22 protein-coding genes and 1 riboswitch are annotated in these 21829 nt (G+C 71.3%); of the genes, 11 read left to right on the top strand and 11 right to left on the bottom strand.

Annotation, left to right across the window (positions count from 1 at the left end; translation table 11 throughout):
• Positions 1 to 88 precede the first annotated feature (88 nt).
• From ACWD01_RS02830 to ACWD01_RS02810, 5 genes are all read left to right on the top strand, one after another.
• Positions 89 to 856, top strand: a complete 768-nt coding sequence (locus ACWD01_RS02830; RefSeq protein ID WP_356892245.1) for a GntR family transcriptional regulator — start codon at positions 89 to 91, stop codon at positions 854 to 856.
• A 356-nt stretch (positions 857 to 1212) separates the two neighbouring features.
• Positions 1213 to 1494, top strand: a complete 282-nt coding sequence (locus ACWD01_RS02825) for a DUF3311 domain-containing protein (protein WP_451157412.1) — start codon at positions 1213 to 1215, stop codon at positions 1492 to 1494.
• Positions 1491 to 3125, top strand: coding sequence for a monocarboxylate uptake permease MctP (gene mctP, locus ACWD01_RS02820; protein WP_451157410.1), 1635 nt, complete (start codon positions 1491 to 1493; stop codon positions 3123 to 3125). Before ACWD01_RS02825 ends, mctP begins: the two co-directional genes overlap by 4 nt.
• A 97-nt stretch (positions 3126 to 3222) precedes the next feature.
• Positions 3223 to 3384: riboswitch (cobalamin riboswitch) on the top strand.
• Between the two features lie 131 nt (positions 3385 to 3515).
• The gene (locus ACWD01_RS02815) at positions 3516 to 5882 is read left to right on the top strand and encodes a ribonucleoside-diphosphate reductase subunit alpha (RefSeq protein ID WP_451157408.1); all 2367 of its coding nucleotides are present in this window, start codon (positions 3516 to 3518) and stop codon (positions 5880 to 5882) included.
• Positions 5882 to 6910, top strand: coding sequence for a ribonucleotide-diphosphate reductase subunit beta (locus ACWD01_RS02810; protein ID WP_451157406.1), 1029 nt, complete (start codon positions 5882 to 5884; stop codon positions 6908 to 6910). The genes ACWD01_RS02815 and ACWD01_RS02810 overlap by 1 nt, the downstream gene beginning before the upstream one ends.
• A 64-nt stretch (positions 6911 to 6974) precedes the next feature.
• Here ACWD01_RS02810 and ACWD01_RS02805 read toward each other — a convergent pair whose 3' ends face one another.
• The 9 genes from ACWD01_RS02805 to ACWD01_RS02765 form a co-directional block, all read right to left on the bottom strand.
• Entirely contained in the window at positions 6975 to 7712 is a 738-nt protein-coding gene (locus ACWD01_RS02805; RefSeq protein WP_451157404.1) for a D-Ala-D-Ala carboxypeptidase family metallohydrolase, read from the bottom strand.
• Positions 7713 to 7892: 180 nt separating this feature from the next.
• A complete protein-coding gene (def, locus tag ACWD01_RS02800) occupies positions 7893 to 8525 on the bottom strand; it encodes a peptide deformylase (protein ID WP_451157402.1) in 633 nt (210 codons plus the stop codon).
• Between the two features lie 82 nt (positions 8526 to 8607).
• A complete protein-coding gene (locus tag ACWD01_RS02795) occupies positions 8608 to 9588 on the bottom strand; it encodes a tetratricopeptide repeat protein (protein ID WP_356892259.1) in 981 nt (326 codons plus the stop codon).
• 145 nt (positions 9589 to 9733) lie between these two features.
• On the bottom strand, positions 9734 to 11032 hold the full coding sequence (locus ACWD01_RS02790) for a metal-dependent phosphohydrolase (protein ID WP_451157400.1): 1299 nt from the start codon (positions 11030 to 11032) through the stop codon (positions 9734 to 9736).
• Between the two features lie 7 nt (positions 11033 to 11039).
• Complete coding sequence (locus ACWD01_RS02785; protein ID WP_451157398.1) at positions 11040 to 12455, bottom strand: HD-GYP domain-containing protein; 1416 nt, start codon at positions 12453 to 12455, stop codon at positions 11040 to 11042.
• A gap of 196 nt (positions 12456 to 12651) precedes the next feature.
• A complete protein-coding gene (gene rsrA, locus ACWD01_RS02780) occupies positions 12652 to 12948 on the bottom strand; it encodes a mycothiol system anti-sigma-R factor (protein ID WP_451157396.1) in 297 nt (98 codons plus the stop codon).
• Entirely contained in the window at positions 12945 to 13610 is a 666-nt protein-coding gene (locus ACWD01_RS02775) for a sigma-70 family RNA polymerase sigma factor (protein ID WP_356892564.1), read from the bottom strand. Before ACWD01_RS02775 ends, rsrA begins: the two co-directional genes overlap by 4 nt.
• A 248-nt stretch (positions 13611 to 13858) precedes the next feature.
• Positions 13859 to 14494 carry an alpha/beta hydrolase family protein gene (locus ACWD01_RS02770; protein WP_451157394.1) on the bottom strand — a complete coding sequence of 212 codons (636 nt, stop codon included), beginning with the start codon at positions 14492 to 14494 and terminating at the stop codon, positions 13859 to 13861.
• Between the two features lie 267 nt (positions 14495 to 14761).
• Positions 14762 to 15577 (bottom strand): SOS response-associated peptidase, encoded by an 816-nt coding sequence (locus tag ACWD01_RS02765; RefSeq protein ID WP_451157392.1) that lies wholly within the window; start codon positions 15575 to 15577, stop codon positions 14762 to 14764.
• A 50-nt stretch (positions 15578 to 15627) separates the two neighbouring features.
• Between ACWD01_RS02765 and ACWD01_RS02760 the strand changes: the two genes are divergently transcribed.
• From ACWD01_RS02760 to ACWD01_RS02745, 4 genes are all read left to right on the top strand, one after another.
• Positions 15628 to 16362 carry a M50 family metallopeptidase gene (locus tag ACWD01_RS02760; RefSeq protein ID WP_451157390.1) on the top strand — a complete coding sequence of 245 codons (735 nt, stop codon included), beginning with the start codon at positions 15628 to 15630 and terminating at the stop codon, positions 16360 to 16362.
• Positions 16363 to 16459: 97 nt separating this feature from the next.
• Positions 16460 to 17818, top strand: coding sequence for a 3-phosphoshikimate 1-carboxyvinyltransferase (gene aroA, locus ACWD01_RS02755; protein ID WP_451157388.1), 1359 nt, complete (start codon positions 16460 to 16462; stop codon positions 17816 to 17818).
• A gap of 4 nt (positions 17819 to 17822) precedes the next feature.
• Positions 17823 to 18836, top strand: coding sequence for a ribosome small subunit-dependent GTPase A (rsgA, locus tag ACWD01_RS02750; RefSeq protein ID WP_451157386.1), 1014 nt, complete (start codon positions 17823 to 17825; stop codon positions 18834 to 18836).
• 108 nt (positions 18837 to 18944) lie between these two features.
• The gene (locus tag ACWD01_RS02745) at positions 18945 to 19268 is read left to right on the top strand and encodes a DMT family transporter (RefSeq protein ID WP_451157384.1); all 324 of its coding nucleotides are present in this window, start codon (positions 18945 to 18947) and stop codon (positions 19266 to 19268) included.
• Here the strand turns inward: ACWD01_RS02745 and ACWD01_RS02740 are convergent.
• Positions 19234 to 19947 (bottom strand): TetR/AcrR family transcriptional regulator, encoded by a 714-nt coding sequence (locus ACWD01_RS02740; protein WP_451157382.1) that lies wholly within the window; start codon positions 19945 to 19947, stop codon positions 19234 to 19236. The two genes, ACWD01_RS02745 and ACWD01_RS02740, sit on opposite strands and share 35 nt — an antisense overlap.
• A gap of 151 nt (positions 19948 to 20098) precedes the next feature.
• Here ACWD01_RS02740 and hisN point away from each other — a divergent pair, with 151 nt between their 5' ends.
• Together hisN and ACWD01_RS02730 are read left to right on the top strand one after the other, a co-directional pair.
• Entirely contained in the window at positions 20099 to 20899 is an 801-nt protein-coding gene (gene hisN / locus ACWD01_RS02735; RefSeq protein ID WP_451157380.1) for a histidinol-phosphatase, read from the top strand.
• Between the two features lie 277 nt (positions 20900 to 21176).
• Entirely contained in the window at positions 21177 to 21572 is a 396-nt protein-coding gene (locus ACWD01_RS02730) for a CBS domain-containing protein (RefSeq protein ID WP_451157378.1), read from the top strand.
• 113 nt (positions 21573 to 21685) lie between these two features.
• Here the strand turns inward: ACWD01_RS02730 and ACWD01_RS02725 are convergent.
• Positions 21686 to 21829, bottom strand: a 144-nt coding sequence (locus tag ACWD01_RS02725; protein ID WP_451157859.1) for a catalase-related domain-containing protein, incomplete at its 5' end; no start/stop codon positions are given.

The following is a 21829-nucleotide window of genomic DNA, read 5'->3' as shown; positions in this document are numbered from 1 at the left end:
GACCCGTGACCGGTCCGTGCCACCATGTGAGCCGCAGCAATCGGAGGAGCCGGTGACGGCAGGAGCACAGCAGTCGGGAAGGCGGGCCATGACCACGGACGGGGGCGGCGGCACCGAGGCGGAGGGCACAGCGCAGACGCGTACCGCGCGCGTGCCCAAGTACTACCGGCTCAAGCGCCACTTGCTGGACATGACGGAGACCCTGCCGCCCGGCACCCCCGTGCCGCCGGAACGGACGCTGGCCGCGGAGTTCGACACCTCCCGCACCACGGTCCGCCAGGCGCTCCAGGAACTGGTCGTGGAGGGCCGGCTCGAACGCATCCAGGGCAAGGGCACGTTCGTCGCCAAGCCCAAGGTCTCGCAGGCGCTGCAGCTCACCTCGTACACCGAGGACATGCGCGCACAGGGCCTGGAGCCCACGTCTCAGCTGCTGGACATCGGATACGTCACAGCCGACGACACCCTGGCCGGACTGCTGGACATCGCGGCGGGCGGCCGGGTGCTGCGCATCGAGCGGCTGCGGCTGGCCAGCGGCGAGCCGATGGCCATCGAGACCACGCACCTGTCGGCCAAGCGCTTCCCGGCGCTGCGCCGCAGCCTGGTCAAGTACACCTCGCTCTACACGGCACTGGCCGAGGTGTACGACGTCCATCTCGCGGAGGCCGAGGAGACGATCGAGACATCGCTCGCCACCCCTCGCGAGGCGGGACTGCTCGGCACGGACGTGGGCCTGCCGATGCTGATGCTCTCGCGCCACTCGCTGGACGCCCGCGGCGAGCCCGTGGAGTGGGTCCGCTCGGTCTACCGGGGCGACCGCTACAAGTTCGTGGCGAGGCTCAAGAGGCCGAACGGCTGACCCGGGCCCGGCTCGGAACATTGCCGGGGGTCCGGGGGTTGCCCCCCGGGAATTCGCAGCGTGGCGAGGCTCAAGAGGCCGAACGGCTGACCCGGGCCCGGCTCGGAGCATTGCCGGGGGTCCGGGGGTTGCCCCCCGGGAATTCGCAGCGTGGCGAGGCTGAAGCGGCCGAACGGCTGAGCCGGGCCCGGCTCGACATACATGGCGCCGCAACCTGTTGCGGCGCCATGTCATGTTTTGGGCGCCCCGTAGCCAAGTCTTTGCCGTACCGATATACGAACCGGGGGTGACTCCGCGAGAACGCCTCGCCTAGATTTCGTGCGCATTACAAGTGAGCAGTAAGGGGACGGAGTCGCATGTCAGCAGCACCCGATGCGCCCGAAGCGCCACAAGCGCCCGAAGCGAAACAACCGGTCGTCACACCGGTACGCGTGATCATCGCCCTCTGCCTCTTCGCGCCTTTCGTGGCGATGCTCTGGGTCGGCTCCTACGCGAAGGTCGAACCGACTTTCATCGGCATGCCGTTCTTCTACTGGTACCAGATGCTCTGGGTGCTGATCTCGGCGGTCCTGACGATGATCGCCTACAAGCTGTGGCAGCGTGACCAGCGCGGCCGCAAGGGGGGTGCGTCGCAGTGAAGGACGGCGTGAACGGCGTCGCACTCGCCGTCTTCATCTTCTTCTTCGTGGCCGTCACGGTCATGGGCTTCCTGGCCGCGCGCTGGCGCAGGGCCGCGAACGAGAACACCCTCGACGAATGGGGCCTCGGCGGCCGCTCGTTCGGCACCTGGGTGACCTGGTTCCTGCTCGGCGGCGACCTGTACACCGCATACACCTTCGTCGCCGTGCCGGCGGCCATCTACGCGGCGGGCGCGGCCGGCTTCTTCGCCGTCCCGTACACGATCCTCGTCTACCCGCTGATCTTCACCTTCCTGCCGCGTCTGTGGTCGGTGTCGCACAAGCACGGATACGTGACGACCTCCGACTTCGTCCGCGGCCGGTTCGGCTCCAAGGGCCTGTCGCTGGCGGTCGCGCTCACCGGCCTGCTCGCCACGATGCCGTACATCGCGCTCCAACTGGTCGGCATCCAGGCCGTGCTCGACGTGATGGGCGTCGGCGGCGGCGAGACGACCAACTGGTTCGTCAAGGACCTGCCGCTGCTGATCGCCTTCGGCGTGCTGGCGGCCTACACGTACTCCTCCGGACTGCGTGCGCCGGCGCTCATCGCGTTCGTCAAGGACACCCTGATCTACATCGTCATCGCGGTGGCGATCATCTACATCCCGATCAAGCTGGGCGGCTTCGACAATATCTTCGCCGCGGCCGGGGAGAAGTTCTCCCAGGTCAACGAGGCTACGGGCAAGCCCACCGGCGCGCTGGTGCCCGGCGAGATGGCGCACTGGGGCTATGCCACGCTGGCGGTCGGCTCCGCGCTGGCCCTCTTCATGTACCCGCACTCCATCACGGCGACGCTGTCCTCGCGCAGCCGTGAGGTGATCCGCCGCAACACCACGATCCTGCCGCTGTATTCGGTGATGCTCGGGCTGCTGGCGCTGCTCGGTTTCATGGCGATCGCGGCCGGGGTGAACGTCAAGAACGGCCAGCTGGCCATCCCGCAGCTGTTCGAAAACATGTTCCCCGCCTGGTTCGCGGGCGTCGCCTTCGCCGCCATCGGCATCGGCGCGCTGGTCCCCGCGGCCATCATGTCGATCGCCGCGGCCAACCTGTTCACCCGGAACATCTACAAGGACTTCATCCGGCCCGACGCGACCCCGGCCCAGGAGACCAAGGTCTCCAAGCTGGTCTCGCTGCTGGTGAAGGTGGGCGCCCTGGTCTTCGTCCTCACCATGGACAAGACCGTGGCGATCAACTTCCAGCTGCTGGGCGGAATCTGGATCCTGCAGACGTTCCCGGCGCTGGTCGGCGGTCTGTTCACCCGCTGGTTCCACCGCTGGGCACTGATCGGCGGCTGGGCGGTCGGCATGCTCTACGGCACCATCTCCGCCTACAACGTCGCGAGCCCGACGCAGAAGCACTTCGGCGGCTCGTCCGACGCGATCCCGTTCATCGGCCAGATCGGCTACATCGGTCTCACCGCGTTCGTGCTGAACGTGGTCGTGACCGTGGTCCTCACCTTCGTCATGCGGGCGGCCAAGGCCCCCGAGGGCATCGACGAGACCAGCCCGTCCGACTACACCGCGGACGCGGGCGACCCGGGCGTCAAGGTCGAGCTCCCGCCGGCCACGGCGGGCGCGCCCGGCGGTCACTGACACCGCACACGACCGAGAAGGGGCCGCCGGACCTCCCGGCGGCCCCTTCTCGTATCGCGGTGGACCGTCACCTCAACTTCCGCCCGCAGACACAACATGTGGGGGTGGCACTCCCGGCCCGCCCCCACATGTATGCTCATCTCGCTGTCACTGCAGGGGAATCCGGTGCGAATCCGGAACTGTCCCGCAACGGTGTGATCCGGTGCGCTTTGCCGTACCCGTTTCGAGTCCGACGACCTGCCGACGGCGCATCCGGTTCGACCGATCCGGATGCCAGACGTCCGGGCCTCGCGGTTGGGCCGGTGGACGCCGTGCGCCGTGCTGCCCAGGTACGCGCCGCCACGGCCCCCGCCTCCCGCCGGTCCAGAGCCGAGCGAGGGAGAGCACCACATGACCATCGCGCCAGCCGATCCGGCTTCAGCGACCCAGCAGGACGGCCCCGGGACCGTGCTGCTGCGGCTCCTGACGGACCTCACGGCCGACCTGGCCGACACCGACCCGGGCAGGGTCGCCGCCGCCGCGCTGCGCGGCCGGCACGCCGGGTCCGACGAGGCCGAACTGCGCTCCCTCGCCACCGACGCCGCCGCCGGCCTCATCTCCGAGGACCCCGCGTACTCCAAGCTGGCCGCGCGTCTGCTCACCCGCACGATCGCGACGGAGGCCGCCGGGCAGGGCGCGGTGTGCTTCTCCGCCTCGGTCGCCGTCGGCCACCGCGAGGGCCTGATCGCCGACCGCACGGCCTCGTTCACCGCACTGCACGCGGACCGGCTCGACGCGCTGATCGACCCCGAGGGGGACGACCGGTTCGGCTACTTCGGGCTGCGGACGCTCTACAGCCGCTATCTGCTGCGGCACCCGATCACCCGCCGGGTGATCGAGACCCCCCAGCACTTCATGCTGCGCGTCGCCTCCGGCCTCGCCGCGGACGACACCGAGCCCGCGGTGGACGAAGTGGCCGCGCTGTACCGGCTGATGAGCCGGCTCGACTATCTGCCGTCCTCGCCCACCCTCTTCAACTCCGGTACCCGTCACCCGCAGATGTCGTCCTGCTATCTGCTGGACTCGCCGCTCGACGAGTTGGACTCGATCTACGACCGCTACCACCAGGTCGCCCGCCTCTCCAAGCACGCCGGCGGCATCGGCCTCTCGTACTCCCGCATCCGCGCCCGCGGTTCACTCATCCGGGGCACCAACGGGCACTCCAACGGGATCGTCCCGTTCCTGAAGACCCTCGACGCCTCCGTCGCCGCGGTGAACCAGGGCGGCCGGCGCAAGGGCGCCGCCGCGATCTACCTGGAGACCTGGCACGCGGACGTCGAGGAGTTCCTTGAGCTGCGCGACAACACCGGCGAGGACGCCCGCCGTACGCACAACCTGAACCTCGCGCACTGGGTCCCCGACGAGTTCATGCGGCGCGTCGAGGCGGACACCGAGTGGTCGCTGTTCTCCCCGGTCGACGTGCCCGAGCTGGTCGACCTGTGGGGCGACGAGTTCGACGCCGCGTACCGCCGGGCGGAGGCCGCCGGGCTGGCCCGCAAGTCGGTCCCGGCCCGTGAGCTGTACGGGCGGATGATGCGGACCCTCGCGCAGACCGGCAACGGCTGGATGACGTTCAAGGACGCCGCCAACCGCACCGCCAACCAGACGGCGGAGCCCGGCCGGGTCGTCCACTCCTCCAACCTGTGCACCGAGATCCTCGAGGTGACGAACGACGGCGAGACGGCCGTCTGCAACCTGGGCTCGGTCAACCTGGGCGCGTTCGTCGACGCGGGAGCCGGCGCCGACGGCATCGACTGGGAGCGGCTGGACGAGACCGTCCGCACGGCGGTGACCTTCCTCGACCGGGTCGTCGACATCAACTTCTACCCGACCGAGCAGGCCGGCCGGTCCAACGCCCGGTGGCGTCCGGTGGGCCTGGGCGCGATGGGGCTGCAGGACGTCTTCTTCAAACTGCGGCTGCCCTTCGACTCCCCCGAGGCGAAGGCCCTGTCGACCCGGATCGCCGAGCGGATCATGCTGGCGGCGTACGAGGCGTCCTGCGACCTCGCCGAACGCGACGGCTCCCTGCCGGCCTGGTCCGAGACCCGCACGGCGCGCGGCGTGCTGCACCCCGACCACTACGGCACCACGCTCAACTGGCCGGAGCGCTGGGACGCGCTGCGCGCCCGGATCGCCGACGTCGGCATGCGCAACTCCCTGCTGCTCGCCATCGCGCCGACCGCCACCATCGCCTCGATCGCCGGCGTGTACGAGTGCATCGAGCCGCAGGTGTCCAACCTCTTCAAGCGCGAGACCCTCAGCGGCGAGTTCCTCCAGGTCAACTCCTACCTCGTGGCCGAGCTGAAGAAGCTCGGCGGGTGGGACGCGCAGACCCGGGAGGCCCTGCGCGAGGCGAACGGCTCGGTGCAGGGCTTCGACTGGGTCCCGGCCGACGTACGGGCCCTGTACCGCACCGCCTGGGAGATCCCGCAGCGCGGCCTGATCGACATGGCGGCGGCCCGTACGCCGTTCCTGGACCAGAGCCAGTCGCTGAACCTGTTCCTGGAGACGCCGACCATCGGCAAGCTCAGCTCGATGTACGCGTACGCCTGGAAGCAGGGTCTGAAGACGACCTACTACCTGCGCTCGCGCCCGGCGACCCGTATCGCCCGCGCCGCGTCCGCAGCCGTCCCTGTCCCCGTCCCCGCGCAGGCGACCCCCGAAGAGGCCGTCGCCTGCTCCCTGGAGAACCCCGAGTCCTGCGAGGCCTGCCAGTAATGAGCTCCACCGACACCGGCGCACCCGTCAAGAACCTTCTCGACCCGGGCTTCGAACTCACCCTCCGCCCCATGCGCTACCCGGACTTCTACGAGCGCTACCGGGACGCCATCAAGAACACCTGGCACGTGGAGGAGGTCGACCTCCACTCCGACGTCACCGACCTGGCCAGGCTCACGCCCGGTGAGCAGCATCTGATCGGCCGGCTGGTCGCGTTCTTCGCGACGGGCGACTCGATCGTCGCGAACAACCTGGTGCTCACGCTCTACAAGCACATCAACTCCCCGGAGGCGCGGCTGTATCTGTCGCGCCAGCTGTTCGAGGAGGCCGTGCACGTCCAGTTCTATCTGACGCTGCTGGACACCTATCTGCCCGACCCGGACGACCGGGCCGCCGCGTTCGACGCCGTCGAGAACATCCCGTCGATCCGCGAGAAGGCGCAGTTCTGCTTCCGCTGGATGGACTCGGTCGAGAAGATCGACCGGCTGGAGTCCAGGTCCGACCGGCGTCGCTTCCTGCTGAACCTGATCTGCTTCGCGGCCTGCATCGAGGGCCTGTTCTTCTACGGGGCGTTCGCCTACGTGTACTGGTTCCGCTCGCGCGGACTGCTGCACGGTCTGGCCACCGGCACCAATTGGGTGTTCCGTGACGAGACGATGCACATGAACTTCGCCTTCGAGGTCGTGGACACCGTCCGCAAGGAGGAGCCGGACCTCTTCGACGACGAGCTGCGCCAACAGGTCACCGACATGCTCGCCGAGGCCGTGGAGGCGGAGCTGCAGTTCGGCCGCGACCTGTGCGGCGACGGCCTGCCGGGCATGAACACGGAGTCGATGCGCGAGTACCTCCAGTGCGTCGCCGACCAGCGCCTCACCCGGCTCGGCTTCGCCCCGGTGTACGGCTCCGAGAACCCGTTCTCCTTCATGGAGCTGCAGGGCGTCCAGGAGCTGACGAACTTCTTCGAACGCCGCCCGTCCGCCTACCAGGTGGCCGTGGAGGGATCGGTGGACCTCGACGAGGACTTCTGATCCGGTGAACGCCGTCGCGGCCCGCGCCTCTCACGGGGGGAGGCGCGGGCCGCGGTGGTGTGGGTCAGATACCGCAGCTGGAAGCGGACCAGAAGCGGCTCGACCGGTGGTCGACGTGGGTGTGGTCGTTGTGGCCCGGGTAGCCGGGACCGAGGATGCCCCGGAAGCCGTGGTGGCGGGCCTGCTGGGCCATCTTGCACAGGGAGTGCGATCCGGCGCCGAGGTCGACGCCGTCACCGTACAGATGGCGGCTGCTGGAGGACCCGCCCACCGCGCTGTTGCAGGAGTAGGAGCGGAAGCCGCTGGTGACCCTGATGGGCGCGTCGCCCAGCGCGTGCCGCATCGCCTCCAGCTTCCACATGGCGCGCAGGGCGTTGGACTTGGCCGTGGCGGCGCTGACCGCACCACCGGACCAGGTGGAGTTGCATTGGTTCAGCTCGGCGTAGCTGAAGTGGGCCGGCGTGCAGTCGGCGTCCTGCAGGGCGTAGATCTTGCTGAAGGTGGCCGGACCGGCCACGCCGTCCGCGGCCAGGCCGTAGGCGGACTGGAAGCGCTTGACCGCCGCGGCGGTGGCCGGGCCGTACTGGCCGTCGACGGCGAGGACGTTGCCGTAGCCGGGGTAGCCGCCGACGCGGATCTGGAGTTGCGAGACATCCGATCCCGAGGCGCCCTGGGAGAGGGTGCGGGACCAGGTGTAGCAGGAGTCGGCCTGCGCGGGACCGGCCGTCGCCATGACACCGGCCGTACTTGCGGCCATGAGCATGACAATGGATACCAGGAGTCGAACCGTACGTCTCAGCATCGGACCTCCGTGCCGTGGGGGCGGTACTTGCGGGAACCAGGTGCAGAGGAGAGCCTGTCGTGGCGGTCAACGCGCGTCAACACCCCCTGAGCAGACGTCATTTGTCCGCCCAATGGCGGCCGGGTGACAGCACGGGGCCCCGCCCGGAACGAGCGGGGCCCGACAACCGGAGCACCGAGGTCAGTCGTTGGGGACGGTCTCGTAGCGCGGAGTGCCCTCGGCCATCTGCTGCAGCGCGTCCTTGCGCTCCCGCTTCGAGAGCCGGTCGATGTAGAGGTACCCGTACAGATGGTCGGTCTCGTGCTGCAGGCAGCGGGCGAAGTAGCCCGTGCCGCGCACCTTGATCGGGTTGCCCCGCGCGTCCTGGCCGCGCACCACCGCGTAGTCGGGGCGGGCCAGCGAGGCGTACGCCGTCGGCACGGACAGGCAGCCCTCGTTGGAGTCGTCGAGGACGCGCTGCTCGGGCGCCAGCTCCTCCAGGACCGGGTTGCAGACGACGCCGGTGTGCCGCACGCCCTCGTCGTCCGGGCAGTCGTAGACGAAGACCTTCAGGTCCACACCGATCTGGTTGGCGGCCAGGCCCACGCCCTCCGCCGCCTTCTGGCTGGCGAACATGTCGTCGATCAGCGCGGCGAGCTTGTCGTCGAACTCGGTGACGTCCTTGCACTCCTTGTGGAGCACCGGGTTCCCCACGACCGTGATCGGACGCGCGGTGCCACGCTCGCGGTAGGCCCGCTCACGCTCCTCGCAGTTCTCCGTGTCCACGACAAAACCGTCGTTGACCTGCTCGTCCGTCTCCTGCTGCGACGCCATGTCAGCCGTACGCCCTTCTCAGTACCCGATCCCCGGCCGATGCCCGGGTCACTTACGCGTCCGTACAGCCTACGGGCAGGCGTCAGCAGACTTCCTCGAGATCCCGCCACTCACGGGAGTCAGGGCTGTCGGCCACCCAGCCGTCCAGCAGACCCCGCACCAGACCGGCGGGGGCCGCTATGCCGCACTCGCGCTCCGGCGACCAGAGGTCCCCTCCCGTGCGGTGCCCCAGCGGTCCCGGGTGACCCGGCTCGCTGTGGTCGTGCGGGTCGAGGTGCTCGCCCTCGCCCTCCGCGCTGGGCATGCTCCCCTCGGAACAGGCCCGGCACAGCAGCCGCACCGAGGACGACCAGTCCTCCGCGGCGAAGCCGGCGTCCGCCGCGAGCCGCTCCAGGGCGTCCCGGTCGGCCTCGGTCGCCGCCTCCAGCAGCACCACCCACGTCGGCACGGGGGACGGGGCCCAGAGCTCGATCTCGTCGAAGACCGGGAACGAGGGGCCCGCGCTGGTGGTGCGCTCGCCGTTCGGGACGCCGTCGTGCAGCACGACCTCGCCCCAGCGGCGCCCGGACGACGGCAGCGGGATGGACAGCACCTCCATCCGGGCCGGGTCGAGCCTGCGGCCCCAGACCACCTCGGCCTCGCCCTCCGGGGAGAGCCGCACGGCGGCGCTGCCCAGGTCCATGCCGACCGGCTCGCCGTTCGCCGCGGCCGCTCCGGGGACCTTCAGGCCGTACGCCTGCCAGGCGCGGCGGGCCAGCGGCCAGTCCTGGAGGGCGGTGGCGGCGATGCCGACGTTCCACCAGTCGGGAGCGCCGGTCTCCTTGTCCAGCAGCGCGACCGCCCGCAGCCCCGCCGCGCGGGCCTGCTCCCAGTCGTGCCGGAACTTGTGCAGCAGCGCCAGATTGAACCAGGACTCCGAGAGCCAGGGCTCCAGGTCCGCCGCCCGCGTCAGCAGCGCGCCCGCGTCCTCGTACCGGCCGTCGCCGATCAGCGTGAACGCGCGGTCCGTGGCCTGCCGCCAAGAGGCGGAGGGCCGATGCCGTACCTTCCCGAAGATCCTCACGATTCCCGCCTGCCGGTCGCTCGGGTCACTGCCCGGACGCATGACTGTGTGACTGCTTCTTGCCTTCTTTCGCATCCAACCATGCCCGGTCGCAGGCTCGCTCATTACCCATGGGTTACCCCTATGTCACATGGGTCAGGCCGCCTCAGGCCAGCACTCTGCCGAGCACTCTGGCCAAGGATTCGACCACCTCGGGCTGGTAGTCGCGCCCCGTGCCCAGCCGCAGCTGTTCCAGCGCGGTCAGAGCACCCCCCGCTCCTGCTCCGCTTCCCCCCGCCAGGTCGTCGTATGCGTTCACGGCACGGACGATCCTGGCGGCGAGCGGCTGCTCACGGTACGGGTCGGCCTGCTGCTCCACGACGGCCGCGACGGCCGCCGGCACCCCGGTCTGCCGGACCACCGCACCGCCCAGCAGCGCGATCCGGCGCTGCTCGGCGGCCGGCAGCGAGGAGGTGGCGCCCTCGGGCACGGGATCGACGAGGGACAGCTGTCCGATGTCGTGCATCAGCGCCGCGTGCTCCAGCAGGGTCAGCTCGGGCCCGGACAGCCCCATCTCTCGCCCGACGGCCGTGCTGAGCGCCGCGACCCGGTGGGCGTGGCCGGGCCGGGTGTAGCCGGCGACCTCGGTGGCGCGCGCGAGTGAGGCGATCGTCTGCCCGTAGGTGGCCCGCACGGCCGCGTACCGCCTGAGCGACAGCTGGGTCAGCAGCAGCGGTACGCAGAACACCGGCAGCGCCCACAACCCGGCGACGGCCACGGCGAGGGCCATGACCGCGCCGGTCGCGCAGACCGCGGAGCCGATCCCCAGCAGCGCCCGCAGTTCGTCGCGGAGCAGCGGCCCGAAGGGATGGCCGGTGTGGGCGCGCAGCAGGACGGCCGCCAGCACGGCGTCGCACAGGGCGGTCAGCACCAGCAGCACCAGCAGGAAGAGGGCGTAACCGGGCCCGTGGCCGAGCCGTAGCTCCAACTCGCCCGACCCGTAGAGCGGTTGGAAGCACACGGCCGCGAAGCCGACGGTCAGCACCCGCCGCGCCACATGGTCGAGCGCCGGTCCCCGGCCCCGGGCGACCTGCGGCACGGCTCCCACCAGCGCCCCGGCGACGACGACGGCCACGACCTGGAAGGCCCCGTGCCCGGTCGGCTCCCCCGCGCTGTCGCCGAGCAGGGCGTACGCCAGCGCCCCCGCGGCGCCCAGTGGCGCGGGCTCCCTCCCCCCGGCCCCGGTGAGCAGGGGGGACTCCCCCGGCCGCGGCACGGCCCCCCACCTGGCGAGCTCCCCGACGGCGATGAACAGGCCGAAGGCGAGGGCGTTCCCGGGCTGCGCCACACCGTGGGCCACCACCCACACGAGTGCGGCCGCGGTCACGGCGGCGGCGGCCCCGTGGACGGCACGGACGACCACGGAGGGCCGGCGTGCCAGAAGGCCGTGCGACGCCGCGGACACGGGCCGCTCACCCTGTCCGTAACTGATGCGCAGCCCCTGTCCCTGTCCCCGGCGCCTCGGGCATGCGTGGCGGCCCCGGGGGCGCCGCCGTCTCGTCCGAGGTCACCGATGTCTGCCAGCCGTGCCGTTCCAGCGCACGCACCAGGGCGCGCACCATCAGGGGGTCGAACTGCGCGCCCGCGCACCGCTCCAGCTCGGCGAGGGCGACCGGCACCGGCCGGGCACGCCGGTAGGAGCGGGTGGAGGTCATCGCGTCGAACGCGTCCGCCACCGCCACGACCCGGGCGAACTCGGGGATCTGGGCGCCGACCAGCCCGTACGGGTAGCCGCTGCCGTCCATGCGTTCGTGGTGGTGCAGGATCGCGGCCCGCGCATCCCCGAGGAAGCCGATGCCGCGCACCATCTCGTGCCCGTACTCGGGATGCAGCTCGATCACCCGCCGCTCCTCGGGCGTCAGCGGCCCGTCCTTGCGCAGCACCCTCGTCGGCACGCCGAGCTTGCCCACGTCGTGCAGGATGCCGGCGAACCTGACGACCTCGAGACGCTCCTCCGCCATGCCCAGCTCGCGGGCGATCAGCGCGGAGGCCCGGCCGACGCGCTCGCTGTGCCCGCGCGTGTACCGGTCCTTGATGTCGACGGCCTGCACCAGCGCGCGGATCGTCGCCTGATGGGCGGCCCGCTCGCGGTGGTACTGGGCGAAGATCCAGCAGGAGATGTACATCGGCAGCAGCACCAGCAGCGCGGACAGCGGCCCGCACGGGCTCCCCCACAGCACCGCCATCATGAGCCCGGCCAGGCCGTGCACGCAGTACGGCGCCGGAGAGGCGGAGAACCCGCGCCGGACCGTGCGCAGCGTGCCCCGCGCGCGGGGCACCGGCTCCGCGGTGGCGCGGATGCCGCCGTCGAGGACGGTCAGCAGCAGACAGAAGGCGAGCGCCCCGCCCAGCGCCGGCACCAGCGCGTACGGGAAGTCCGGTGCGCCGGGCGTCCGTTCACCGCCGAGCAGCAGATACGCGTGGGCGGCCGCCCACGTCCCGAGGGCCAGCCGGGCCGCGCGCCAGACCCGCCGGGCGCCGGCCGGCGGCCGGTCCACCCGCCCGAGCAGCGCGCCGGGCACCGGCACCAGCGCGGCGGCGGCGGGCGGCAGCAGGAACGCGGCGGCCAGCAGCACCGGGAAGAACGTGCCCGCCCCCACCGGGGCCGGGTCGTCGGGGCCGCGGTCCTGGGCCGCGCGCCGAGGGAGTGCGGGAATCTCGCATCCGGCGTACAGGACCGCGAGCAGCAGGACGCTCGCCCAGGGCACGGCGGCGTCCGCGGCGACCGGAACGAAGGGCGGGACGGCGGCGACAGGGGCGGCTGCGGCGGCGGCGCACAGAACGGCGGCGGCGATGTAGCCGCGTGCCGCCGCAGGTATGGCCGTCACTTCTCGCACCCCCTTCGCAACCCGCCCGAAGCAGCGCCACGCTAGCGAGTCGGGGGGGTGGGAGGGGCGAGTACGGCGCTCATTCGCACGTACGGGTGAACCGCGGGCCGAACACCGGTCCAACGCCGGCCCAACGCGAAGGGTGCGCCGCGTTGTCGCGGCGCACCCCTGATGCGCGTGCCGGTGTGGCTGGGCCCTACTCCTGGGCCGTCGCCACGTCCTTGTCGGGCACGGTCTGGCCCGAACGGATCAGATCGATACGGCCCATGACCTTGGCCCGCAGGTCGGTGGGCACGTCGTCCTGCCCGCAGCACCGCTTGACCAGCTTCTTCACCGCCTGCTCGAGGCCGTACTTCTCCAGGCACGGGGAGCACTCCTCGAAGTGCACCTCGAACTTGGTGCAGTCACTGTCGGGCATCTCGTGGTCGAGGAACTCGTAGAGATGGTCCAAGACCTCTGAGCAGTCCGTCTCGTGCGGCTCTCCGCAGCTCATGAGCCCGAGCCTTTCGCGTCGTTCGACTCCCCTGCACCGGCCGGGACGAGCCCGCGCTCGCGGGCGTAGTCCTCCAGCATGCCGCGCAGCTGGCGGCGGCCGCGGTGCAGGCGGGACATCACCGTACCGATGGGTGTTCCCATGATGTCCGCGATCTCCTTGTACGCAAAGCCCTCTACATCGGCGAGATAGACCGCGATCCGGAACTCCTCCGGGATCGCCTGCAGGGCCTGCTTGACGTCCGAGTCAGGCAGATGGTCGAGGGCCTGGGACTCCGCGGAGCGCAGCCCGGTCGACATGTGCGACTCGGCGCGCGCGAGCTGCCAGTCCTCGATCTCCTCCGCCGCACTGCGCTGGGGCTCGCGCTGCTTCTTGCGGTAGGAGTTGATGAAGGTGTTCGTGAGAATCCGGTACATCCACGCCTTGAGGTTGGTGCCCTCACGGAACTGGTGGAACGATCCGTATGCCTTCGCGTACGTCTCCTGCACAAGATCCTCGGCATCGGCGGGATTGCGCGTCATGCGCAGCGCTGCCGAGTACATCTGGTCCAGGTAGCCCAGCGCGTCCCGCTCGAAGCGGGCATTGCGCTCGACAGCCGTCTCCTCGGACTTCTGCGCCTGACCGTCATCGGTCCCTGCGTCGGTCCCAGTGACCGGACCCACCTCCTCCAACGCTGTGGCGGGACCGAATTCGGACCCGCTGGAATCGGAGAATAGTCGACCATGCTGCGCCGGGCCCTGCCGATTACCGTCGCCCACCGCAGAAATCGGCCGGTTCTTGCCCTGCGACAGCACCGTCCAGTCCAGCCCGTCGGTGCGGTCGGCTGTCGGGCAGAAGGTCGTACCCATGCGGCGGACTCCCTACTCCAAGCTCTGTACTGACATCCGCCACAACAGCAGGGCCCCGCGTCTCATTCCCGGAGCGCGGCGATCCACCGGGTCACCGCGTCCGTGATGGTGACGAGCGTCTCCTTCTCACTGATCCCGGCGCGCTTCGGCACCGCGAACCCGTGGTCCCCGTACGCCACTTCCACCAGCTCGTACTCCCCGGCGGGGAACTCCGCCGGCTTGCCGAACGGGTCGTTGCCGCCCTGCACGACGAGTGTCGGCACGCCGGTGCCGAGGAGTTCGTCGGCGCGGGACTTCTCGGGCCGGCCGGGCGGATGCAGCGGGAAGCTCAGCGCGAGCACCCCGGACGCACCGAGCTCGGCCGCGGTCCGGCAGGCCACCCGCGCACCGGCGCTGCGGCCACCGGCCACGACGGGCAGCCCCTCCTTCGTCAGCGCCGGCCAGAGCCCGCGCCAGGCGGCGTCCAGGGTCCGGGGCGCGGGGGCGACCTTCTTCCCCGCGACGCGCCAGGGCTGCTCCACGAGGGCGACGCTGACGCGGTGCGCGGGCAGCACCCGCGCGACCGCCTGCAGATCCCGCGCCTCGACGCCCCCGCCGGCCCCGTGCCCGAGCGCCAGCACGAGCCGGGCGCGCTCGGCACGGAACCAGGTGACGCGGGCGTCGCCGGCGTCGAGGGCGACGATCTCTTTCCGCTCCATGGGTGCATTGTCCCGCGCGGGGGCGTTTTCCCCACCCCGCCCCTTCCCGAACCGGGGCAGGCCCCGGACCCCCGTACCGCGCTTCGCGCGGTGGCCTCAATCTCCCCCTACGGCCTGGCGGCCGTGGGAGGTGCCCCCAGGCCGGGCTGACTGTGTCAGCCTCGCCGGCGTTTGAGGCGCGGGTCCGGGCAGAGCCCGGTTCGGGAAGGGGCGGGTAGGGGCACTGGCCCCGCGCAGCGGACCCACCCCCGCAGCGGACCCCGCCCGTCAGAACAGCGTCGCCTCCTCCGGGCCCGCCAGTTCCTCCAGCAGCTCCGGCCCGTTGTTCCGCACGTTGCTCACCGCCGTCGGCACCGCGTACGCCCGCATCAGCCCACCCGGCGGCGGCTCGAGCAGCGAGCGCAGCTCGTCCGGGTCCGTCCGGGACGGGTCCAGCCAGGCGTCCCAGCGGTCCGGCGTCAGCATCAGCGGCATCCGGGGGTGGATGTCCGCCAGCGATTGGGGCCCCTCCGCGGGGGCGACTCCCAGCGGCCCGCTCTCCGCCTCCGTCGTGATCACGGAGCACGTCACCCACCACGCCTGCGGATGGTCGTCCGGCAGCGTGCGGTCGCGCCAGAACTCGTACAGGCCCGCCATCGCGAACACGGACCCGTCCGCGGGCGACACGAAGTACGGCTGCTTCCGCGGCCGCTTCTTCCTGCCCTCGACCTCGAGCTCTCGCTCGCCCGCGCCGGTCACCCACTCGTAATAGCCGTCGGCGGGCAGGATGCAGCGCCGGGTGAGGAAGGACCGGCGGAAGGCCGGCTTCTCGTGCACCGTCTCCGCCCGCGCGTTGATCATCCGCGCCGCGCCCTCCGGGCTCTTCGCCCACGACGGCACCAGCCCCCACTTCAGCGTGCGCAGCTGGCGAACCGGGGAGCTGTCGGCGGCGTCCTTGAGAGGACGCTCGAGAACCGCGTGCACCTCCTTCGTGGGCGCCACGTTCCAGTCGGGTGCCAGGGTCTCCTCCGGCTCCCATTTCTCGACCTCGAAGATCCCCACGAGATCCTCGGGTCCACGACTCGCTGCATACCGTCCGCACATAAGTGCCACACTGCCACTTCCGTACGCCGTCCGAGGGAGCCGCCAGCGAAATGGTCATCACACATACCGGCGTGGCGAGCGCACCGCTCACCGATCTGTGGGACCGGGTCTTCGGGACCCAGACCGCTCCCGAGCCGTGGCTCGTCGCGGTCACCGGTCTCGTGTCACTGGCCGCCGTCATGCCGAACGTCCTCTGGCGGCTGACGCGCAACGCCGTGACGATCGCCCACGAGGGCGGCCACGGGATCATCGCCCTGCTCACGGGCCGGCAGCTGCAGGGCATCCGGCTCCACTCGGACACCAGCGGCCTGACCGTCAGCCGGGGCAGACCGACCGGCATCGGGATGATCCTCACCGCCGCCGCGGGCTACACCGCCGCGCCGCTGCTCGGCCTGGGCGGCGCCTGGCTGCTGGCCGCGCACCACATCACGCTGCTGCTGTGGCTGGCGACGGCACTGCTGCTGGCGCTGCTGGTCATGGTCCGCAACGCGTACGGGGTGCTGACGGTGACGGTCACCGGCGCGGCGTTCCTGCTGGTCTCGTGGCTGACGGGACCCGACGTCCAGGCCGTCTTCGCGTACACGGCCGTGTGGTTCATGCTGCTGGGCGGCGTACGGCCGGTGTTCGAGCTGCAGTCCAAGCGGCGGCACGGCGGTGCGCCCGACTCGGACGCCGACCAGCTCGCCCGTCTCACCCATGTGCCGCCGGCGATCTGGCTGTTCTTCTTCCACGCGGTGTCGCTCTGCTCGCTGATCGGCGGCGGTCGCTGGCTGCTGGGGCTCTGAGCGGGGCGCCCGCCCCCGTACCAGCGTCGCGGACGGCGCCGTCTCACCATGTTTCGATCAAGATCTGGGCCCCCGCGGAGCCACTAAAGTGTTGGCCATGACCGAAAGCGCCGTGCATCCCGCCCTCTGGCCCGCCCCCCTCGCGACCGGAGCCGTCGAAGCGACGGTCACCGTGCCCGGTTCGAAATCCGTCACGAACCGCGCACTGGTCCTGGCGGCACTCGCCTCCGAGCCCGGCTGGCTGCGCCGCCCGCTGCGCTCGCGCGACACCCTGCTGATGTCCGCGGCCCTCCAGGCGATGGGCGTGGGCATCGAGGAGACCGTCTCCTCCAGCACCGAGGGCGGCCCGGCCGACGAGGCCGCCGGCGCGGGCGAGGCCTGGCGTGTCATCCCGTCCGGCCTGCACGGCCCGGCGACCGTCGACGTGGGCAACGCGGGCACCGTGATGCGCTTCCTGCCGCCGGTCGCCGCCCTCGCCGACGGCCCGATCCGCTTCGACGGCGACCCACGTTCGTACGAGCGGCCGCTGAACGGCGTCATCGACGCACTGCGCACCCTCGGTGCCCGGATCGACGACGACGGCCGCGGCGCGCTCCCGCTGACCGTGCACGGCGGCGGCGCCCTGGAGGGCGGCCCGGTGCGGATCGACGCCTCCTCGTCGTCGCAGTTCGTCTCCGCGCTGCTGCTGTCCGCCCCGCGTTTCAACCAGGGCGTCGAGGTGCGGCACGTCGGCGGCCGGCTGCCGTCCATGCCCCACATCCGGATGACGGTCGACATGCTGCGCGCCGTGGGCGCGCAGGTCGACGAGCCGGAGACCGGCGGCGAGCCCGACGTCTGGCGGGTGTCGCACAGCGCGCTGCTCGGCCGCGACCTGACCATCGAGCCCGACCTGTCGAACGCCCAGCCGTTCCTGGCGGCGGCGCTGGTGACCGGCGGCCGGGTGACGATCCCCGACTGGCCCGAGCGGACCACCCAGCCCGGTGACACGCTGCGTGAGATCTTCACCGAGATGGGCGGTTCCTGCGAGCTGACGACGACGCCGAACGGCACGGCGCTGGTCTTCACCGGCAGCGGACGCATCCACGGCATCGACGTCGACCTCGGCGAGGTCGGTGAGCTCACCCCGGGCATCGCGGCGGTCGCGGCGCTCGCCGACTCCCCGTCGACGCTGCGCGGCGTGGCGCATCTGCGGCTGCACGAGACGGACCGGCTGGCGGCCCTCACCAAGGAGATCAACGAGCTCGGCGGCGACGTCACCGAGACGGAGGACGGCCTCCACATCCGCCCGCGCACGCTGCACGGCGGTGTCTTCCGCACCTACGACGACCACCGGATGGCGACGGCGGGCTCGATCATCGGTCTCGCGGTGAAGGACGTGCAGATCGAGAACGTGGCGACGACGGCCAAGACACTGCCCGACTTCCCGCAGATGTGGGCCGAAATGCTCGGGGCCTGAGGTCATGCGGCGTTACGGCAAGAACACCGACGAGGACGACATCCGCTCGCGCCCGAACCGCAAGGGCAACCGGCCGCGCACCAACATCCGTCCCAAGCACGAGGACGCCCTGGAGGGCACGGTCCTCACCGTGGACCGCGGCAGGCTGACGTGCCTCGTCGGGGACCGGATCGTGATGGCGATGAAGGCCCGCGAGCTGGGCCGCAAGGCGGCCGTCGTCGGTGACCGGGTCGGCATCGTCGGCGATCTCTCCGGTGACAAGGACACCCTCGCGAGGATCGTCCGCATCGCGCCGAGGAAGTCCGTGCTGCGCCGTACGGCCGACGACGACGATCCCTTCGAGCGGGTCGTCGTCGCCAACGCCGACCAGCTCGCCATCGTCACCGCGCTCGCCGATCCGGAGCCGCGCCCGCGGCTGATCGACCGCTGTCTGGTCGCCGCGTACGACGGCGGGCTGGAACCGCTTCTGGTGCTGACCAAGTCGGACCTCGCCTCGCCGGACGAGCTGCTGGACATGTACGGGGCGCTCGGCGTCCCCCATGTGGTCACCACCCGCGAGGAGTTCGTCGACGGTCTGGCCGCGGACCGGGTCCGGGAGTATCTGGTCGGCCGTACGACCGCCTTCGTCGGACACTCCGGCGTCGGAAAGACGACTCTGGTCAACGCCCTGGTGCCGAAGGAGAGGCGGCGCACCACCGGCGTCGTCAACGCGGTGACGGGGCGCGGCCGGCACACCACCACCTCGGCCCTCGCCCTGCCGCTCGCGGACGAGAAGGGCGGCTGGGTGATCGACACGCCCGGTCTGCGTTCCTTCGGGCTGCACCATGTCGACCCGTCCCGGGTCATCAACGCGTTCCCGGACTTGGTGCCGGGCACCGAGGGCTGCCCGCGGGCCTGCAGTCACGACGAGCCGGACTGCGCGCTGGACGCGTGGGTCGCCGAGGGGCACGCCGATCCCGCGCGGCTCTATTCGCTGCGGCGGCTGCTCGCCACCCGCGAGCGACGCGAAGGTGACTGAGGCATCCGCGTTTGACGCCCATGGCTCCTGGTAAGTGCATAATCGCACCAAGTCGGACCGGTTCCCGACCAGGCAGTTCGTCGGCACTACGCGGGAGGCCCAGAACCAATGGCGTGGCTGCTGGTGGTGGTTGCGGGACTTCTCGAAACGGGCTTCGCCGTCTGTCTCAAACTGTCGCACGGCTTCACTCGGCTGTGGCCGACGGTCGCCTTCGCCGTGTTCGCGCTGGGCAGTTTCGGGCTGTTGACCCTGGCGTTGAAGAAGCTCGACGTGGGCCCGGCGTACGCCGTGTGGACGGGGATCGGCGCCGCCGGCACCGCCATCTACGGAATGGTCTTCCTCGATGACCTGGTCTCCGTCCTGAAGATTGTCTCGATCACGCTGGTGATCGTCGGCGTCATCGGTCTCCAGCTCTCGGGCTCCTCGCAGTGACGTCCTCGCCCACCGCCGCCCGCACGAGTTGGGCGATGCTTCCGTCGGCGGGCGCGACGACGTAGGAGAGCGCGAGCCGGACGGCGAGTTCGCAGCGCTGCGGAAGGTCGGCCGTCTCCTCGGCCCACTCCTCCGTCCCACCGGGGCGCGCCGCAGCGGCTGCCGTCGAGTGCGGGCGCCCGGTTCCCGGCCATCCGTGTCCGGTCTTCGGCCGCCGGCCGCGCAGCGCGGTCAGCGAGCGCTCGCGCACGGCGGCGACGAGATCGGCCGGGACCGGCAGTCTCGCCTCGGCGCGGCGCTGTGCGGGCACTCTGGCGGACACGGTCTCGCCGCGGACCGGCCCGGGTGCGGGCAGCCGGTCTCCCCAGCAGCCGGTGAGCAGGGCCCGCAGCAGCGGTCGTGTCCGCGCCTCGCCGACGGTCCATTCGGCGACGGACACGAGCCGGTCGGCCGCTCCCGCGCTCTGCCCCATCAGCCGTTCCACGCCGCGCAGATACGCGTCGGCCTCGCGGCGCACGAGGGCGCGGCCCAGGCCCTCCTTGCTGCCGAACTCGTTGTAGAGCGTCTGGCGCGAGACGCCCGCGGCGGCTGCGACGTCGACCATCCGCACCCCCGACCAGGGCAGGTCGCCGAGGGCCGCGAGAGCGGCGTTCAGCAGTGACTCCCGCGCAGCAGGCATGCAGGTCGCCTCCCCGGCCGAGCAACTCCGGTCACAGAGTTGACGCGCCTCGTGCCCCTGTCAAGAGACCCGGCAGCCCCTCCGGAGGTACCTCACCGGGCCCCCGGCGGTCGCCCGGGAGGGAGCGGGCCTGCACCGATAGAGTGGCGACATGCCCGACTACCACGATGATCTGCGCCTCGCCCACGTCCTCGCGGACGCCGCCGACGCCACCACCATGGAGCGGTTCAAGGCTCTGGACCTCAAGGTCGAGACGAAGCCCGACATGACTCCGGTGAGCGAGGCCGACAAGGCGGCGGAGGAGCTGATCCGCGGGCATCTGCAACGGGCACGGCCGCGCGACGCGATCCTCGGCGAGGAGTACGGCATCGAGGGCACCGGTCCGCGCCGCTGGGTCGTGGACCCCATCGACGGCACCAAGAACTATGTGCGCGGCGTGCCGGTGTGGGCGACGCTGATCTCGCTGATGGAGGCGGGCGAGGGCGGCTACCAGCCGGTGGTGGGCGTGGTCTCCGCCCCGGCGCTCGGCCGGCGCTGGTGGGCGGCGAAGGGCGCGGGCGCGTTCACGGGCCGCAGCCTCACCTCCGCGACCCGGCTGCGCGTCTCGAAGGTGGAGCGCATCCGGGACGCCTCGTTCGCCTACTCGTCGCTGACGGGCTGGGAGGCCCAGGGCCGGCTCGACGGGTTCATGGATCTGACGCGGGCGGTCTGGCGCACCCGGGGATACGGCGACTTCTGGCCGTACATGATGGTCGCGGAGGGCTCCGTGGACATCTGCGCCGAACCGGAGCTGTCCCTGTGGGACATGGCGGCTCCGGCGATCGTGGTCAAGGAGGCGGGCGGCTCGTTCACCGGCCTCGACGGGCAGGACGGACCGCACAGCGGCAATGCCGCGGCTTCGAACGGGCTCCTCCACCACGAGCTGCTGGGCTATCTCAACCAGCGGTACTGAGCGGCCTCCACAGCTGCGGTCACCACGGCTGCGGTTCCCCCAGGGCTGCGGTCACCAGGGCCGCAGTCTCCATGACTCCGGCCTTCACCGGCGGCTCCGGCTCGTCCGCCCCGCGGAGGGCGCACGCCGGAGCGTTCTGCGGCAGGCGACGGATCGACGAGTCCGCGCACGCCCTCTTGCTGCCCTGTCGCAGGACTGCGACTCTGAGAGTCCCCCCACTTGTGAACTTGTGAATCGGTTCTCGAACGACCCGATCACCAAGGAGGTGGCTCCATTCATGCTCGTCCGTGACGCCATGAGCACCGTGGTCCTCACCATCGGACCCGCACACACACTCCGCCAGGCGGCCCGGCTGATGGCCGCGCGCCGCGTGGGCGCGGCCGTCGTCCTCGACTCCGACGCGAGCCTCGGCATCCTCACCGAACGGGACATCCTGAACTCGGTGGGCCTGGGGCAGGACCCCGACCTGGAGACCGCCGGCACCCACACCACCACCGACGTCGTCTTCGCCGCGCCCTCCTGGACCCTGGACGAGGCGGCGGGGGCCATGACGCACGGCGGCTTCCGCCATCTGATCGTGATGGACGACGGCGGACCGGTCGGCGTCGTCTCCGTCCGCGACATCATCCGCTGCTGGACGCCGGCCAGGCATCAGGTGACGACCGTCGCCTGACCTCCGGGACACACGCTCGCCCGAACCCTCGGGCGCACGAGCGGCTTTCCGGCAGGCGGAAGGGGCCGGTCCCCTGGGATCCGGCCCCTTCTTCTACGGCAGGCGGTACCCGGTCAGCCGCGAAGGGCCTGGACCGCGGCCTCGAGCCGCTTGCCGAAGTCACCGTCGGCCTGACGGAAGTTGCTGATCGCGCGCTCGGCGATGTCGTCGCGGGTGACGCCGGACAGGGCGCCCGCGAGGTTGTCGACGAGGCGCTG

Source organism: Streptomyces sp. NPDC002835, assembly GCF_053591995.1.
The sequence above is the reverse complement of the archived record's forward strand: the minus strand, read 5'-3'. Positions and strand labels throughout refer to the sequence as shown.

Excerpts from the sequence above, each read along its gene's own strand:
- rsrA (WP_451157396.1), bottom strand. The coding sequence starts at position 12,948 with ATGAGCTGCGGAGAGCCGCACGAGACGGACTGCTCAGAGGTCTTGGAC.
- rsgA (WP_451157386.1), top strand. The coding sequence starts at position 17,823 with ATGCGGCGTTACGGCAAGAACACCGACGAGGACGACATCCGCTCGCGC.
- hisN (WP_451157380.1), top strand. The coding sequence starts at position 20,099 with ATGCCCGACTACCACGATGATCTGCGCCTCGCCCACGTCCTCGCGGAC.
- ACWD01_RS02805 (WP_451157404.1), bottom strand. The coding sequence starts at position 7,712 with ATGCTGAGACGTACGGTTCGACTCCTGGTATCCATTGTCATGCTCATG.
- ACWD01_RS02815 (WP_451157408.1), top strand. The coding sequence starts at position 3,516 with ATGACCATCGCGCCAGCCGATCCGGCTTCAGCGACCCAGCAGGACGGC.
- ACWD01_RS02830 (WP_356892245.1), top strand. The coding sequence starts at position 89 with ATGACCACGGACGGGGGCGGCGGCACCGAGGCGGAGGGCACAGCGCAG.
- ACWD01_RS02765 (WP_451157392.1), bottom strand. The coding sequence starts at position 15,577 with ATGTGCGGACGGTATGCAGCGAGTCGTGGACCCGAGGATCTCGTGGGG.
- ACWD01_RS02770 (WP_451157394.1), bottom strand. The coding sequence starts at position 14,494 with ATGGAGCGGAAAGAGATCGTCGCCCTCGACGCCGGCGACGCCCGCGTC.
- ACWD01_RS02825 (WP_451157412.1), top strand. The coding sequence starts at position 1,213 with ATGTCAGCAGCACCCGATGCGCCCGAAGCGCCACAAGCGCCCGAAGCG.
- ACWD01_RS02740 (WP_451157382.1), bottom strand. The coding sequence starts at position 19,947 with ATGCCTGCTGCGCGGGAGTCACTGCTGAACGCCGCTCTCGCGGCCCTC.
- ACWD01_RS02730 (WP_451157378.1), top strand. The coding sequence starts at position 21,177 with ATGCTCGTCCGTGACGCCATGAGCACCGTGGTCCTCACCATCGGACCC.
- aroA (WP_451157388.1), top strand. The coding sequence starts at position 16,460 with ATGACCGAAAGCGCCGTGCATCCCGCCCTCTGGCCCGCCCCCCTCGCG.
- ACWD01_RS02760 (WP_451157390.1), top strand. The coding sequence starts at position 15,628 with ATGGTCATCACACATACCGGCGTGGCGAGCGCACCGCTCACCGATCTG.
- def (WP_451157402.1), bottom strand. The coding sequence starts at position 8,525 with ATGGCGTCGCAGCAGGAGACGGACGAGCAGGTCAACGACGGTTTTGTC.
- ACWD01_RS02745 (WP_451157384.1), top strand. The coding sequence starts at position 18,945 with ATGGCGTGGCTGCTGGTGGTGGTTGCGGGACTTCTCGAAACGGGCTTC.
- ACWD01_RS02810 (WP_451157406.1), top strand. The coding sequence starts at position 5,882 with ATGAGCTCCACCGACACCGGCGCACCCGTCAAGAACCTTCTCGACCCG.